The following is a 15118-nucleotide window of genomic DNA, read 5'->3' as shown; positions in this document are numbered from 1 at the left end:
CAACGAAGAGGCACTTCGCCGGCGGTGACCGGCTCTAGTACGACCCCGAGTGGGTCTGGAACGAGCGGGGGAGTCGTTGGTTTGAGGTGGAGGCACGCTATTGAGTTGTGAGGCTGCACGCAGCCCTGGCACTGGTCTTCGGGTCGGTGTGGGGTGTGTGGCTGGTCCTCCCCTGCATGGTCGGCGCGGTTGCGTTGGTGGTGTGGGTGTGGGGTTGTTTCTTGAGAACTACATAGTGGACGCGAGCATCTTGTAAGCAATTTTAGTGTCTTTGTGTTGCCAAGTCTTAAAGGGCACACGGTGAATGCCTTGGCAAGAGGAGCCGATGAAGGACGTGGGAGTCTGCGAAAAGCCTCGGGAAGGTGACAACCGACCTGTGATCCGAGGATGTCCGAATGGGGAAACCCACCAGGGGTCATGCCCTGGTACCCGCCACTGAATGTATAGGTGGTGTGGAGGGAACGCGGGGAAGTGAAACATCTCAGTACCCGCAGGAAGAGAAAACAAATAGTGATTCCGTGAGTAGTGGCGAGCGAAAGCGGATGAGGCTAAACCGAGCCTGTGTGATACCCGGCAGGGGTTGCAGGTTGGGGGTTGTGGGACGTGCTGGACTGTTCTGCCGGACGGTCGACGTGAATGTGTGATGGTAGTCGAAGTCGTGTTGAGTGCGACGGCGTAGAGGGTGTGACCCCCGTAGACGAAACTGTTGCATGGCGTTGGGCGCTGTTCCCGAGTAGCACCGGACCCGTGAAATCCGGTGTGAATCTGCCAGGACCACCTGGTAAGCCTGAATACTACCTCTTGACCGATAGCGGACAAGTACCGTGAGGGAAAGGTGAAAAGTACCCCGGGAGGGGAGTGAAATAGTACCTGAAACCGTGTGCTTACAATCCGTCGGAGCCTTACGGGGTGACGGCGTGCCTTTTGAAGAATGAGCCTGCGAGTTAGTGGTCGGTGGCGAGGTTAACCCGTGTGGGGTAGCCGTAGCGAAAGCGAGTCTGAACGGGGCGTTCAGTCGCCGGCTCTAGACCCGAAGCGAAGTGATCTATCCATGGGCAGTGTGAAGCGCGGGTAAGACCGCGTGGAGGCGCGAACCCACTTCAGTTGAAAATGGAGGGGATGACCTGTGGATAGGGGTGAAAGGCCAATCAAACTTCGTGATAGCTGGTTCTCCCCGAAATGCATTTAGGTGCAGCGTTGCGTGTTTCGTGCCGGAGGTAGAGCACTGGATAGGCGATGGGCCCCACCGGGTTACTGACCTTAGCCAAACTCCGAATGCCGGTACGTGAGAGCGCAGCAGTGAGACTGTGGGGGATAAGCTTCATAGTCGAGAGGGAAACAGCCCAGAACATCAGCTAAGGCCCCTAAGCGTGTGCTAAGTGGAAAAGGATGTGAAGTTGCTGAGACAACCAGGAGGTTGGCTTAGAAGCAGCCACCCTTGAAAGAGTGCGTAATAGCTCACTGGTCAAGTGATTTTGCGCCGACAATGTAGCGGGGCTCAAGTACACCGCCGAAGCTGTGTCATTCCGGTTCTGCCGGGATGGGTAGGGGAGCGTCGAGCAGCCAGCGAAGCCGCGGGGGAACCCAGTGGTGGAGGCTGTTCGAGTGAGAATGCAGGCATGAGTAGCGAAAGACGGGTGAGAAACCCGTCCGCCGATTGATCAAGGGTTCCAGGGCTAGGTTAATCCGCCCTGGGTTAGTCGGGACCTAAGGCGAGGCCGACAGGCGTAGTCGATGGACATCGGGTTGATATTCCCGAACCGATCGTAGGAGGACCCATACCGAGGCAGTCGATGCTAACCACCCGATCAGTCCTCTTGCCCTTCGGGGTGAGGGATGCTGTGAGGCTGGGAACCAAGGTTGTAGTAGGTCAGCGCGAGGGATGACGCAGAGAGGTAGCTTCCGCGGACTTAATGGAATAGTCCGTCTAAGCGTGCAGCCCGACCCCGGGTAATGCTGGGGTCATCAAGGGTCAGACGTGAAGGGGATCCCGTATGGGCGTAGGTGAGTGATCCTGTACTGCCAAGAAAAGTTCCGGCGTGACGAATACGGTCGCCCGTACCCTAAACCGACTCAGGTGATCAGGTAGAGAATACCAAGGCGTTCGAGAGAATCGTGGTTAAGGAACTCGGCAAAATGCCCCCGTAACTTCGGGAGAAGGGGGGCCTGAAGGGTGAGAGCCCTGAGGGCCGCAGAGACCAGGGAGAAGCGACTGTTTACTAAAAACACAGGTCCGTGCGAAGTCGTAAGACGCAGTATACGGACTGACGCCTGCCCGGTGCTGGAAGGTTAAGAGGACCGGTTAGCTCTTTGGAGCGAAGCTGAGAATTTAAGCCCCAGTAAACGGCGGTGGTAACTATAACCATCCTAAGGTAGCGAAATTCCTTGTCGGGTAAGTTCCGACCTGCACGAATGGCGTAACGACTTCTCCACTGTCTCAACCGCGAACTCGGCGAAATTGCATTACGAGTAAAGATGCTCGTTACGCGCAGCAGGACGGAAAGACCCCGGGACCTTTACTATAGTTTGGTATTGGTGTTCGGAACGGCTTGTGTAGGATAGGTGGGAGACTGGGAAGCATTCACGCTAGTGAGTGTGGAGTCATTGTTGAAATACCACTCTGGTCGTTCTGGATTCCTAACCTCGGTCCGTGATCCGGATCAGGGACAGTGCCTGATGGGTAGTTTAACTGGGGCGGTTGCCTCCCAAAAAGTAACGGAGGCGCTCAAAGGTTCCCTCAGCCTGGTTGGCAATCAGGTGTTGAGTGTAAGTGCACAAGGGAGCTTGACTGCGAGACAGACATGTCGGGCAGGTGCGAAAGCAGGAACTAGTGATCCGGCACCTCATTGTGGAATGGGTGTCGCTCAACGGATAAAAGGTACCCCGGGGATAACAGGCTGATCTTGCCCAAGAGCTCATATCGACGGCATGGTTTGGCACCTCGATGTCGGCTCGTCGCATCCTGGGGCTGGAGTTGGTCCCAAGGGTTAGGCTGTTCGCCTATTAAAGCGGTACGCGAGCTGGGTTTAGAACGTCGTGAGACAGTTCGGTCCCTATCCGCTGCGCGCGTTGGATATTTGAGAAGACCTGTCCCTAGTACGAGAGGACCGGGATGGACTGACCTCTGGTGTGCCAGTTGTTCTGCCAAGGGCATGGCTGGTTGGCTACGTCGGGAAGGGATAACCGCTGAAAGCATCTAAGCGGGAAGCCTGCTTCAAGATGAGATATCCGTGCCCCTTGTGGGTGAGAGGCCCCCAGTAGATGACTGGGTTGATAGGCCAGATGTGGAAGCACAGCAATGTGTGGAGCTGACTGGTACTAATGGCCGATGACTTATCAACATCAAAGTTTGTTGTTTGCTGGTGTTCGCGTCCACTGTGTGGTTCTGGAGAAGCAACTCCTGCCATCGCGTCCCCGTGGGGGTGTGGTTGGTCAGGGCTGGTTGGTCTCGCCGTGTTACGGCGGTCATAGCATCGAGGAAACGCCCGGTTCCATTCCGAACCCGGAAGCTAAGCTCGATTGCGCCGATGGTACTGCACTCGGGAGGGTGTGGGAGAGTAGGTCGCCGCCGGACATCTTCATCGGGAAGGGTGGAGGACGTCGCTGGGATGCTCGTTCGAGTGTCTCGCCGTCCCCCGCCCTTCCCTTTTTTCATGCCGATTTCCAGTGCCGGCTCGGGCGCTCGCTCGCGGTGAGCACTCCGCACGTTCACGAGTCCGGCGACAGCCACCCGCGCCTTCAGCTGGACGTTGCCCATCGCTGCACAACGATTACACGCTGAGGCCCGGGATCTCATCGCGCTGAAGCGTGGGAGCCAATGCTGCTCGGCTCGTTCAAGGCCCCGAGAGCAGAGTGCTGAGCGGAGTGGCTCAACGGGAGAGAGTGGGCCGAAGCCGTCGCCCCCAATGACGTTCTCCGGGATCGCCGGCTCGCTGGCTCATGGATTCATCGGCTAGGCGGATCGTTGCCTCGTTGCCTCGTTGCCTCGTTGCCTCGTTGCCTCGTTCGCTTGTTCCCTCGGCGGAGAGGTGGAGAAGGCGTGGGGGCAGGGAGGGTCTGGGTCGGGCACAGCGCCCGTTGACGCACCAGGCGCTGCAGCGGCCTCAGCAGCGCAGCTGAGCGATTCTCAGAGACATCCCGTGTGGGAGGCGTCCTTCATGGAGGCATGACCGCCTCGTCGCACGCGGGGGCCGGCCCCACGCTCTGGCGTCGGCGTCGGCGTCGGCGTCGGCACCGGCACCGGCACCGGCACCGGACCAGCCTTGGGCAGACCTTCTCAGCGTCCCTCGGCGCTCAGACGGGCGCTGGTGCTGTCATCGGTTCCTGTGCCGGTCGCGTGGGCCGTCGGCCCGTCGCCTGGGTTGGGGAGCGCCGGGGGGAGCAGCACGAGGACGATCCCGAACATGGCCGCGACGAGCACCGGACCGGTGTCGTTCACCGCGTAGCCCAGCCAGCCGCCCGCGACCACCGCGATCATCGTGTGCAGCGCGGAGGGGTGCTCCTCGTACAGCGCGGCGAGCCGTGAGAGTCGGGCCCGGCGGGGCATGAGCGCGGCCACCGAGCAGGCGAGCGCGAGGACCAGGAGCACCGTGAGGGCGGGATAGCCGAGCGTCATCCCCACGTTCTGCGCGAGCTTGCGGACCACGACCGCCACGAGCTTGCCGGAGAGCAGCTCGTCGATGAAGCGCCCCAGATGCGTGCGGTCCTCCGGCGGCCGCAGCCAGTCCAGGAAGGACACCCCGAGCACGAGCACCGCGCCGCCGGCGAGCAGCGAGACCACGTGCCACGGCCGCAGGCGGATCCCCGAGACGAGCAGCGCGAGCAGGCCGAACGTCGGGACCGTCGCGAGCATCGACCCGAAGTCCGCGCCCATCGACGGCGTCACGCACACCACCGCGACGGCGACACCCACGCCGAGCGTCCACAGCACCCGTGCCCGCGCCGTGCGGAGCATGGTGAACAGGCACAGCAGGGCGATCAGCGACGCCGCGAGGACGATCCCGAACAGATGGTTGGAGAGCCCGTAGAAGCGGCCGCCGGAGATCGGCTGCGCGCCCAGCGGGGAGCCCAGCTGCAGCCGGGATCCCATCGCGGACTCCAGCAGGACGATGCCGCCCACGAGCGCCGCGCTCACCGCGACCGAGCCGCGTGGGACCCGCCGCCAGGGACCGGCGAGGACCACGAGCGCGAGCAGCGCGGAACCCGCCCAGACGACGCCCGTGAGAGCGAGCGCAGGATGCTCCGCGCGCCACCAGGGCACGAGCGAGGCCATGAGGCCCACCGGCAGGGCGAGCGGGGCGATCGTCGTCAGCGCCCGGCCGAGGGCGCGCACCCGTGGCCGGCGCGCGAGGGCCGGGACGAGCAGCAGGACCAGCCCCACCACCCCGAGCGCGAGCCAGGAGCCCAGCGCCGGGACCGTCGCGTCGTCCACCTCGAGGGCGGCGAGCGAGCGGTCCTTCACGAGCTGCTGCGGGTCCGCGCTCTCCGACCCCCGCAGGGGCTGGCCGTTGAGGAGACCCTCGGAGCTCGCCCCGTAGGAGGCGAGGATCGTGGGCGCGACGTCCGTCAGCATGACCACGCCCGGCTGCTTCGTCGCCCCCGAGGTGAGGGCACGGCCCGGGAGCGCGGAGTCCATCGCGACCTGCAGCCCCGCCGAGCGGGAGGCCATCGCCCCGGTGCGCTCCGTGGAGTCCGGATCCGCCGGGTCGATCGCCGCGACGGAGAGGGTGAGCGTGCGCGGCAGCGAGGCCGCGTCGCAGCCCCCGGCGGCGTCGATCACCTCGCCCGCCCGCGCGTCCAGGGCGGTGAGGGCGTCGGCCCGCTCCGGGTCGGCGCGGTCCGGCAGACCGCCGAGGTCCACGAGCACGATCCCGTCCTCCGCGCCGAGGCCCTCGGAGATCTCGTCGGCGGCGCCGTCGGGGAGGGTCGCCGCGGTGGAGACCGCCGGATCCGCGGGCTCGTCGGATCCCGCGGCGTCGTCGGACCCGGCGTCGTCCGGCCCGCCGCCTCCGTCGACCTCCGTCACCGGCACCCCCAGCTGTTCCCACTGGTCGACGGCCGGGTTCGGGATGCCGGCGGTGCGAGGGGCGTCCGCCGCGAGGCCGCGGAAGCCCGAGCGGATCGTCTCCATGCCCTGGCGCATCGTGGAGACCACGGAGACCGAGGTCGTGTTCATGGCGCCGAGGCCCGAGCGGTCCGCGAGGCACTGCAGGTGCGGCGTGAGCTCGGGGGTGACGTCGCGCCAGTCCAGGCCCGCGGTCGCGATCACGAGGCGGACGGGCTCGTCCGCCGTGATCGCGCCCTGCCCGTCCCCGCCCTCGGCCTGCGCCGAGGGGGCGCCCGCGAGGACCAGCGTCGCCGCGCAGAGCAGGGCGAGGAGCAGGGCCGGGAGCGCGGTGACGGGGCGGGGGAGGGACGGCATGGATCGATCGTACGGGCGTGGCCGTGCCCGCCCCTGGACCAGCGGTGACGACGCCGAGGAGGAGTGGGGGAGATCCCGGGACCCGGCGCTGCCCGCCCGCCGCGACCGGCCTGCGGTCGGGCACCGGCCCGGCAGCGGCGGACCGATACGCTCCTGGGCATGCGCTACGGATTCCTGGGCCCCGAGACCACCTTCACCCACCAGGCGCTGCTGCAGGCCTTCGAGGGCCCCGCGCCGGTCGCGGACCCGGCCGAGGTGACGATGGTGCCCTTCTCCTCCGTGGCGACGGCGACCACCGACCTGCTCGCCGGGGACATCGACGCGCTCATGGCCCCCATCGAGAACTCCGTCGAGGGCGGGGTCTCCGGCACCCTCGACGTGCTCGCCGCGACGGACTCGATCACCATCGTCGCCGAGCAGGTGGTGATCATCAGCTTCGTCCTCGCCGCGCGGGAGCCGATCGCGCTCGAGGAGCTCACGACGATCTCCTCCCATCCCCATGCGCAGGCGCAGGTGCAGGGCTGGCTGCGCACGCACGTCCCCGGCGCCCGCGTCGCGACCTCCTCCTCGACGGCCGCCGCCGCGCGCGACCTCGCCGAGGCGACACCGGAGCAGGCCCGCGGCCGCGCGGCCGTCTGCTCGCGGCTCGCGGCGGAGCACTTCGGCCTCGAGATCCTCGCCGACGGCATCGAGGACACCGCCGGCGCGCAGACCCGCTTCGTGCTCGTCACCCGTGAGGGCCGGATCCCCGCCCGCACCGGCGCGGACAAGACCACGATCGTCGTCCAGCTGCCCCACAACCGCTCCGGCGCGCTGCTCGAGGCGCTCGAGATGCTCAGCGCGAACGGCGTGAACATGTCCCGCATCGAGTCGCGGCCGATCGGCGACTTCCTGGGCCGGTACTCCTTCTCGATCGACCTCGAGGGCCACCTCGAGGACCGACGGGTCGCGGCCGCACTGCGCTCCCTGCACCGCATGTGCCCCGTCGTCCACTACCTCGGCTCCTACCCGCGCGTGGACGGGGAGCGCACGGAGGTGCGGGAGGACTTCGCCGACGAGACCTACGACGAGGCCCATGACTGGCTCGCGCGGCTCAGCGGGATGATCGAGGCGCCGCGCGGCTGAGGCGGGTGCGCCGACGGGCCCCGCGGACCGTCGGCCCCGGGGGAGAGGGATCAGCGGGCGCGGGAGCGCGAGCTGACCGGCACCCGCAGGCGCAGCACCCCGGGGTCCACGCGCGCGATGAAGTGCGTGGCCTCGTCGTCCGTGTCCCCGTCGAGCTGCACCGGCTGCGGCGCCGCCGTCACGACCTGCACCGCGGGGGAGTGGTAGCGCTCCATCGTCGAGAGCCGGTTCGCGATGCGCGTGCGGCGGCTGGGCACGAGACGCGGGTTCACGACCTCGGTGACGACCTGGCTGAAGCCGGCCGCGCCGCGCCAGCCGGCGACGACGATCTCGAGCCGGCCGTTGTCCACGGTCGCGCCCGGCATGAGCACGAAGCCGCCGGGGAGGCGGCCGACGTTGCCGAGGAGCACGGTGCGGGCGCGATGCGTGTGACGGGTGCCGTCGGGCAGGTCGAGGACGACGTCGACGCTGCGGCCCATGACGGTGCGCACCCCGCCGAGCACGTAGGCGATCCAGCCGATCCGCTTCTTCATACCGTCGTCGGTGTGGCCGATCATCTCGGCGTCCGCCCCGAAGCCGGCGATGACGAGGAAGATCTGCGGGGAGGCGGCGGTCGCCTCGGCGATCGAGCCGCCCGTCTGCAGCCAGCCGACGTCCACGTGGCGGTCCTGGCCGGTGAGCGCGGCGGTCATCGCGGCGGCCGGGTCCTCGAGCGGGACGTCGACGTTGCGGGCGAGCAGGTTGCCGGTGCCCGAGGGGATGATGCCCATGCGCACGTCGGTCCCGGCGAGAACGGAGGCGACCATGCGGACGGTCCCGTCGCCGCCCGCTGCCATGACGAGGTCCGCCCCCTCGGAGATCGCCTCGCGGGCCTGTCCCTGCCCCGGGTCCTCGACGGTCGTCTCGTAGAAGGCGATCTCCGCCTCCTCGACGCGCTCGACGACCTCGCGCAGGCGCGTGCGGAAGGCGTCGGCGTCCGCGAACTTCGAGGGGTTCAGGACGACGGCGACCTTGCGCAGCCGCGCGGGCGGGTCCTCCTGCGCCGTCGGCTCGCCGTCGGCCCCCGCCGCCTCGCCGCCGTCGACGACGGGGATCGCCCCGGTGGTCGCGGCGCGCAGCTCGGCGAGCTCGCGACGGTGCCGGCCCAGGGAGCGCAGCACCAGGGCGAGCAGGACGATCGCGACGACCCCCACGACGAGGCCGATGATCGAGAGCACTGCACCGAGATCCATGGGCACAGCGTACTGAGGTGCGGCGGTGCGGCCCGACCGCGTGGAAGACTCCCTCCCATGGCCACCAGCTCCTCGACGGACCTCGTCGACCCCGACAGCGTCCTGCCGCCCTTCGAGCAGATCCGCCGCGGCATCCTCGCCCAGCTCGCCACCGGCATCCTCCGCCCCGGGGACCGGCTCCCCGCGATCCGTGCGCTCGCCACGGACCTCGGGCTCGCCCCCGGCACCGTCGCCCGCGCCTACAAGGAGCTCGAGGCGGCGGAGGTGCTGCACACCGCACGCGGCGCCGGCACCCGCATCGCGGACCCGCTGCCCGCCGGCGTCGCCGTCGCCCCCGCCGGGGACCTCGACCCCGAGCTCGCCCGCCTCCTCGCCGCCCCGATCGCCGAGGCCCGCGCCGCCGGGCACGACCCCGAGGCCGTGCTCACCGCCGTGCGGACGCTGCTCACCTCCGCGGGCGAGGGACCCGCCGCCGCGGGTACCCTGGACGAATGATCGATCTGCGGCAGCTGCGCGAGAACCCCGACCTGGTCCGAGACGCACAGAGGGCGCGCCGGCGCGACGCCGGCGTGGTCGACTCCGTGCTCGCCGCGGACTCCACCTGGCGCGAGGCCACCGCCGCCTTCGAATCCGCCCGCGCGGAGCAGAAGAGCTTCGGCAAGAAGGTCGCCCAGGCGAAGGGCGAGGAGAAGCAGGAGCTGCTCACCCAGGTCAAGGGTCTCGCCGCGGACGTCAAGCGGCTCGAGGCCGAGGCCGGCGACGCCCTCGCCGAGCGCGACCGCCTGCTGCGCACGATCCCCAACCTCGCCGAGGGCGCCCCCGAGGGCCTCGAGGAGGACTTCGTGCTCCGCGAGACCGTCGGCGAGATCCCCGCGTTCGAGGCGCCCGTCAAGGACCACCTCGAGATCGCCGAGGGGCTGAGGGCGATCGACATGGCGCGCGGCGCGAAGGTCTCCGGCGCCCGCTTCTACTTCCTCACCGGCGTCGGCGCGCAGCTCGAGCTCGCGATCCTCAACGCCTCGATCGACCAGGCCACGCGCGCCGGCTTCACGCCGATGATCACGCCCACGCTCGTGCTGCCCGAGTCGATGGAGGGCACCGGCTTCCTCGGCGAGCACGCCGACGAGGTCTACCACCTCGACAAGGACGACGACCTCTACCTCGTGGGCACGAGCGAGGTGGCCCTCGCGAGCTACCACCGTGACGAGGTCCTCGACCTCTCCGACGGCCCGATCCGCTACGCCGGCTGGAGCGCCTGCTACCGCCGCGAGGCCGGCAGCTACGGCAAGGACACTCGTGGCATCATCCGCGTGCACCAGTTCCACAAGGTCGAGATGTTCTCGTACTGCCGCATCGAGGACTCCTACGCGGAGCACGAGCGGCTCCTGGACTGGGAGCGGGAGATGATGGCGAAGATCGACGTGCCCTACCGCATCATCGACACCGCCGCCGGCGACCTCGGCACCTCCGCCGCCCGCAAGTTCGACTGCGAGGCGTGGATGCCCTCGCAGGAGACCTACCGCGAGCTCACCTCCACCTCGAACACCACCCAGTTCCAGGCCCGGCGGCTGAACATCCGCGAGCGCACCGAGGACGGACTGCGCCCCGTCGCGACCCTCAACGGCACCCTCGGCACCACGCGCTTCATCGCGGCGATCCTCGAGAACCACCAGCAGCCCGACGGCTCCGTGGTGGTCCCCGAGGGCCTGCGCCCGTTCCTCGGCGGCCGTGAGGTCTTCGAGGTCGTCGCCTGAGATGACGGGAGCGGAGCGGAAGGGCCTCGGGCGGCGGATCCTGGCGGCGCTCCGTCATCGTCGGTTCACCCGTTCGTCAGGCGGGGCTGGAACACTGGACGGCATGAATCCCGCGCCCGCGACGACCGACGTCGAGGCCACCCGCGCCCGCCTCGCCGATCACCTCGACCAGCTCGCCGGGGAGCACCTGCTCATCGGGCTCGACGTCGACGGCACCCTCGTGGACCACGACGGCGCGATGAGCGCCCCCATGCGCGAGGCGCTCCAGCGCGCCGCCCGCGGGTCCACCGTCGTCATCGCGACCGGCCGCTCCCTCGGGGCGACCGTGCCGATCGTGCGCGCCGCCGGCATCGAGCACGGCTACGCCGTCTGCTCCAACGGCGCCGTGACCCTCGAGATGGACCCGTCGGCCCCCGAGGGCTACCGGGTGATCGACACCCGCACCTTCCAGCCGGGCCAGGCCCTCGCCACGCTGCGCGAGGTCGCCCCGGACGCGCACTACGCCGTCGAGATGGCCAGCGGCGCCTTCCGCGCCACCCCCGGCTTCCAGGACGCGAGCTTCGGCGTCGAGGCGATCGAGAGCGACCTCGACCAGCTCATGGACCTCGAGGCCGTGCGCGTCGTCGTCCATGTCCCCGACCTCTCCCCGCAGGAGTTCAGCCGCGTGATCGCCGAGTCCGGCGTCCACGGCGTCGAGTACGCGATCGGCTGGACCGCCTGGCTCGACATGGCCGCCCCCGGCGTCTCCAAGGCGAGCGCCCTCGAGGTGGTGCGCGAGCGGCTCGACATCCCCCGCGAGCGCACCCTCACCGTGGGCGACGGCTTCAACGACGTCGAGATGCTCGACTGGGCACAGGTGGGCGTCGCCATGGGACAGGCGCCGCAGGGCGTCAAGGACGTCGCGGACACCGTCACCCTCTCCGTCTACGAGGACGGCACCGTCCTCGTGCTCGAGGCCGTCGCCCGCTGATCCCGCGGGGCCTCAGCGCCGGCGAAGGCCGGCGTGGATCGACTGCTCCGTCCGACGGTTCCGATCGCGCAGGGGACGCGCCCAGCGGGGGTAGAAGGCGCCCGGCAGCGGGAGGAACGTCATCATCGCCCAGAGGAGCGTGACGAAGGCGCCGAGGCCGAGCGGCACGGCCAGCCATGCCAGGTACCTCCCGACCTCGGGGAGCACGATCGCCGCCGCGCACAGGCACAGCACACCCAGCATGGGAGCACCGAGCACGGTCATCCTCTCGTCCCGGGTGAAGCTCCCGAACTCGTTGCCCATCCAGCGCCGTGCGGCCGGGGATCCGCCGTGGCGGGCCCAGGCGGTGTACGCGAGCAGCGCGACCCCCACCAGGGTGAGCCCGGAGGCGACGAGGAGCCGTGCGGTGAGCTGAGAGGTCATGGGCAGCAGTCTCTCATCGGTCCCGCAGGTGAGGGGGGCCGGAGATGGGGACCTCTCCCCATCGCGCCCGGGGATGAACCGCTGGATGATGTCCGGGACAGGTGATGAGATCAGGGGAGAGCATGGGCTTCTACGGAATGGACACCGCGCAGGGCGAGCAGTTCGCCCAGCTGCTGGCGGACCGCAAGGGGACTCTCGAGGAGAGGGCAGGCCAGCTCGACGGGGTGATCCAGGGCATCGACGGGTTCTGGAGGGGCCCTGACGCCGACACCTTCCGCGACGAGTGGGTGCGCATCGACACCTCGCTGGTCGAGCAGGCGGTCGAGCGGCTGATGGAGCTCGCCCGCGAGATCGCCGAGCACGCCCAGGCGCAGGACATCGCCTCGGCGGCGGGCGTCATGGACGCGATGGGGGAGCGTCTGAGGGACATCTTCTCCTTCGACGGCGGGTGGGAGAACCCGCTCTCGGCGTTCGGCGACTGGCGGAACTGGGCGACCGGCGCCATGGGGGTCTTCACCGGCATCGGCGACGACATGCTGAAGAACGCGTGGAAGGTCTTCGCGAAGGGCGGCGAGGATGCGATCGTGCCCTGGCTCCGCACGGCCTACGGGTTCAAGAGCGCCGGCAAGGTGCTGGGGCCCGTCGGCACGGTGCTCACTGGGGTCTTCGCGGGGGTCGACCGATGGAACGAGGACGCCGGCGATCCGAGCCTCAGCACCGGTGAGCGGGTCACTCGCGCCGCCGTCGACGGAGGGGCGAACATGGCCGGCGCGGCGGCGGGTGCCTGGGGCGGCGCCGCCGCCGGTGCTGCGATCGGCTCCATCTTCCCCGGACCCGGCACCGTCATCGGTGGTGTGGTCGGCGGGATCGTCGGTGGCATCGTCGGCGGCGGCGTCGCCGATGCCGTCGTGGACTGGGCGCTCGGATGACCCCCACGGCGCGCACCACTTCCCCGCACCGACCGAGAGAGGCATCGCACTCATGACGACAGAGCTGATCACCCACGAGGTCTCCGTCCCCGGGGTCCCCGAGGTCACCGCCACGGTGGGAGTGCCCGCCGGATGGATCACGGGAGACCTCGAGGAGCCCGCGGCGTTCATCGCTCACATGACGCCCGAGCAGGCAGGGCCCTTCGGCGACAACCTCCTCGTCAGCATCGAGCGGCTCGGGGACGATGCTCCTGCCGACCTCGAGGAGCTCCAGGGTCTCCTCTACGCGCAGGCCTTCGCCACCGTGCCCGACTTCCACGCGATCGACGACCGAGAGCTCGAGGTCGCGGGGAGGGAGGGGTGGTTCCGCGCGTCGCTGCAGACCACCCCGGTGGGCATCACCGCTGTCAACCGCCAGGTCTTCACACGGCGCGGGGACGTCCTCGTGACCCTGTCGCTGACGACGATGGCGTTCCGCGACCGTGAGCACGACGGGCTGTTCGACGATCTGCTCGAGGCCTTCACCATCGACGACCAGGAGGACGACGCCTGATGACGATCGACTACGACCCGGCCACGGGCACGCTCCGAGGGACTCCTCCCGAGGTCGAGGGGGCGAGGCGGCTTCTGACGGAGGGGGACCTCTCCGTCGGCGGCGCGCTGCCCTCGGACGACCCGATCCTCCGGGCGATGGCGGCGTCGCTGCGCACGCCGATGCTCACCCTCGAGATCACGAACTCCGGTCCCGGCGGTCACCATCGGCATCTGATCGACGTCGGCACGAACGCGGTGACGGTGCGGTGGAGCAGCACGGGAGCGGATCTCGCCGAGCTCGTCGGCTCGCCGTTCCAGGTGCTCCCCGGAGCCATCACGCGACTGGTGGGCTTCCTCCCGGGGCGCCCGCCGGTCGAGGGGACCGCGCCCGTGCGCGTTGGAGCCGAGCAGGTGACCGCTCTTGCGTCCGAGGACCGGGCGGAGCGCGCCGCCGCGTGGCCCGGAGTGCGTGATCTGCTCGGCTCCGCGATAGACCCTGCGGAGGCCGACGCCTCCTGGCAGCTGGTCCGTGCGCACAGCGCATGGACCGGGTCCGACGGGGCGCCCGAGGAGGACCTCGCCGTCTACCTGCGAGCCGGCGACACCTATGCCGTCCTGGTCCAGGACGGGGATCGGCTCGACCTCGTTCCCGTGCCGTCGATCACGGCGTGGGAGGCCATGGTCCGGGTGCTCCCGGGGTCCGGCGAGATCAAGGACCCGCGGTCCTGACCGTGGTGCCGCCCTCGGTCTGATCAGTGGGCCGTCACCTCGAGGACGACCTTCCCCAGGTGGCCGCCCTCCCGGAGCACGGCCTGGGCCTCCTCGGCGCGGTCGAGCGGGAAGCGGGCGTGCACGGGCACGCGCAGGGAGCCGTCCTCGAGCATCGGCCACACCAGCTCGCGGGTCGCCGCGAGGATCTCGCGCTTGCCCTCGGTGCTGCGCGAGCGCAGCGTCGTGCCGATCACCCGGGCGCGCTTGCCCATGAGCAGGCCCACCGGCAGCTCGCCGCTCGCCCCGCCGAGAGTGCCGATGATGACGAGGCGGCCGTGCTCCCGCAGCATGCCGACGTGGCCGGCGAGGGCCTCCCCGCCGCCCACCACGTCGAGGATCACGTCGGCCCCGCCGGCCTCGCGGACGGCGGCGAGGAGGTCCGTGGTGCGGCGGTTCCAGGCAACGTCGGCGCCGAGCTCCCGCGCGCGGGCGACGGCGCCGTCGGAGCCGACGGTCGTGAGGACCCGCGCCCCGAGGCGCCGGGCGAGCTGGATCGCGGTCGTGCCGATGCCGCCCGTGCCACCCTCGATCAGCACCGTCTCGCCCTCGCGCAGGCCGCCCTCGACGACGAGGTTCGAGACCACGGTGGCCGTGACCTCGACGACACCGGCAGCGTCGCGGAGGTCCATGCCGGCCGGGACCGGGAGCAGCTGCCCCTCCGGCACGGCGACGACCTCGGCGTAGCCGCCGCCCGCGAGCAGGGCGACGACCTCCTCACCGGTGTCGCGGCGCCGGCCGGCGACCTCGAGGCCCGGCAGCTCGGAGGCCCCGGGCGGCGGCGGGTAGTGCCCCGCGACCTGGGCGAGATCGGCCCGGTTCACGCCCGCGGCGACGACGTCCACGAGCACCTCTCCGTGGCCGGGGACCGGCTCGGGGACCTCGGTGAGCTCGAGCCGGTGCTCCGCGGTGATCGTCATGGCGCGCATGGGACCACCGTAGCGAGCGCGGCCAGGGCGTGG

General features: G+C 69.3%; 11 protein-coding genes and 2 rRNA genes. 9 read left to right on the top strand and 4 right to left on the bottom strand.

What is annotated here, in order from left to right; genetic code table 11:
* Positions 1 to 277: 277 nt before the first annotated feature.
* A 23S ribosomal RNA gene (locus NLU66_RS17155) occupies positions 278 to 3341 on the top strand.
* A gap of 116 nt (positions 3342 to 3457) precedes the next feature.
* Positions 3458 to 3574, top strand: a 5S ribosomal RNA gene (rrf, locus tag NLU66_RS17150).
* A gap of 702 nt (positions 3575 to 4276) precedes the next feature.
* Here rrf and NLU66_RS17145 read toward each other — a convergent pair.
* The gene (locus NLU66_RS17145) at positions 4277 to 6421 is read right to left on the bottom strand and encodes a hypothetical protein (RefSeq protein WP_259360808.1); all 2145 of its coding nucleotides are present in this window, start codon (positions 6419 to 6421) and stop codon (positions 4277 to 4279) included.
* A gap of 159 nt (positions 6422 to 6580) precedes the next feature.
* Here NLU66_RS17145 and pheA point away from each other — a divergent pair, with 159 nt between their 5' ends.
* The gene (pheA, locus tag NLU66_RS17140) at positions 6581 to 7546 is read left to right on the top strand and encodes a prephenate dehydratase (RefSeq protein WP_259360807.1); all 966 of its coding nucleotides are present in this window, start codon (positions 6581 to 6583) and stop codon (positions 7544 to 7546) included.
* Between the two features lie 50 nt (positions 7547 to 7596).
* On the opposite strand, the gene NLU66_RS17135 is transcribed toward pheA, so the two are convergent.
* Positions 7597 to 8778 (bottom strand): diacylglycerol/lipid kinase family protein, encoded by a 1182-nt coding sequence (locus NLU66_RS17135; RefSeq protein ID WP_259360806.1) that lies wholly within the window; start codon positions 8776 to 8778, stop codon positions 7597 to 7599.
* Between the two features lie 57 nt (positions 8779 to 8835).
* On the opposite strand from NLU66_RS17135, the gene NLU66_RS17130 reads away from it, so the two are divergent.
* The 3 genes from NLU66_RS17130 to NLU66_RS17120 all read left to right on the top strand — a co-directional run bounded on the left by NLU66_RS17130 (position 8836) and on the right by NLU66_RS17120 (position 11502).
* Positions 8836 to 9273, top strand: coding sequence for a GntR family transcriptional regulator (locus NLU66_RS17130; protein WP_259360805.1), 438 nt, complete (start codon positions 8836 to 8838; stop codon positions 9271 to 9273).
* Positions 9270 to 10532, top strand: a complete 1263-nt coding sequence (gene serS / locus NLU66_RS17125; RefSeq protein WP_259360804.1) for a serine--tRNA ligase — start codon at positions 9270 to 9272, stop codon at positions 10530 to 10532. Before NLU66_RS17130 ends, serS begins: the two co-directional genes overlap by 4 nt.
* A 103-nt stretch (positions 10533 to 10635) precedes the next feature.
* Complete coding sequence (locus NLU66_RS17120) at positions 10636 to 11502, top strand: HAD family hydrolase (RefSeq protein WP_259360803.1); 867 nt, start codon at positions 10636 to 10638, stop codon at positions 11500 to 11502.
* A gap of 12 nt (positions 11503 to 11514) precedes the next feature.
* On the opposite strand, the gene NLU66_RS17115 is transcribed toward NLU66_RS17120, so the two are convergent.
* Positions 11515 to 11925, bottom strand: coding sequence for a hypothetical protein (locus NLU66_RS17115; RefSeq protein WP_259360802.1), 411 nt, complete (start codon positions 11923 to 11925; stop codon positions 11515 to 11517).
* A gap of 122 nt (positions 11926 to 12047) precedes the next feature.
* On the opposite strand from NLU66_RS17115, the gene NLU66_RS17110 reads away from it, so the two are divergent.
* The 3 genes from NLU66_RS17110 to NLU66_RS17100 are packed head-to-tail and all read left to right on the top strand — an operon-like array spanning position 12048 to position 14117.
* Complete coding sequence (locus NLU66_RS17110; RefSeq protein WP_259360801.1) at positions 12048 to 12854, top strand: WXG100 family type VII secretion target; 807 nt, start codon at positions 12048 to 12050, stop codon at positions 12852 to 12854.
* Positions 12855 to 12906: 52 nt separating this feature from the next.
* Positions 12907 to 13407 carry a hypothetical protein gene (locus tag NLU66_RS17105; protein WP_259360800.1) on the top strand — a complete coding sequence of 167 codons (501 nt, stop codon included), beginning with the start codon at positions 12907 to 12909 and terminating at the stop codon, positions 13405 to 13407.
* On the top strand, positions 13407 to 14117 hold the full coding sequence (locus tag NLU66_RS17100; RefSeq protein WP_259360799.1) for a hypothetical protein: 711 nt from the start codon (positions 13407 to 13409) through the stop codon (positions 14115 to 14117). The genes NLU66_RS17105 and NLU66_RS17100 overlap by 1 nt, the downstream gene beginning before the upstream one ends.
* Before the next feature lie 23 nt (positions 14118 to 14140).
* Here NLU66_RS17100 and NLU66_RS17095 read toward each other — a convergent pair whose 3' ends face one another.
* The gene (locus NLU66_RS17095) at positions 14141 to 15085 is read right to left on the bottom strand and encodes an NAD(P)H-quinone oxidoreductase (RefSeq protein ID WP_259360798.1); all 945 of its coding nucleotides are present in this window, start codon (positions 15083 to 15085) and stop codon (positions 14141 to 14143) included.
* Between the last annotated feature and the right edge of the window lie 33 nt (positions 15086 to 15118).

This window comes from Brachybacterium sp. NBEC-018 (assembly GCF_024860185.1).
GTDB lineage: Bacteria > Actinomycetota > Actinomycetes > Actinomycetales > Dermabacteraceae > Brachybacterium > Brachybacterium rhamnosum.
Note: the sequence above shows the minus strand (reverse complement) of the source record. Positions and strands in the feature narration are given on the sequence as shown.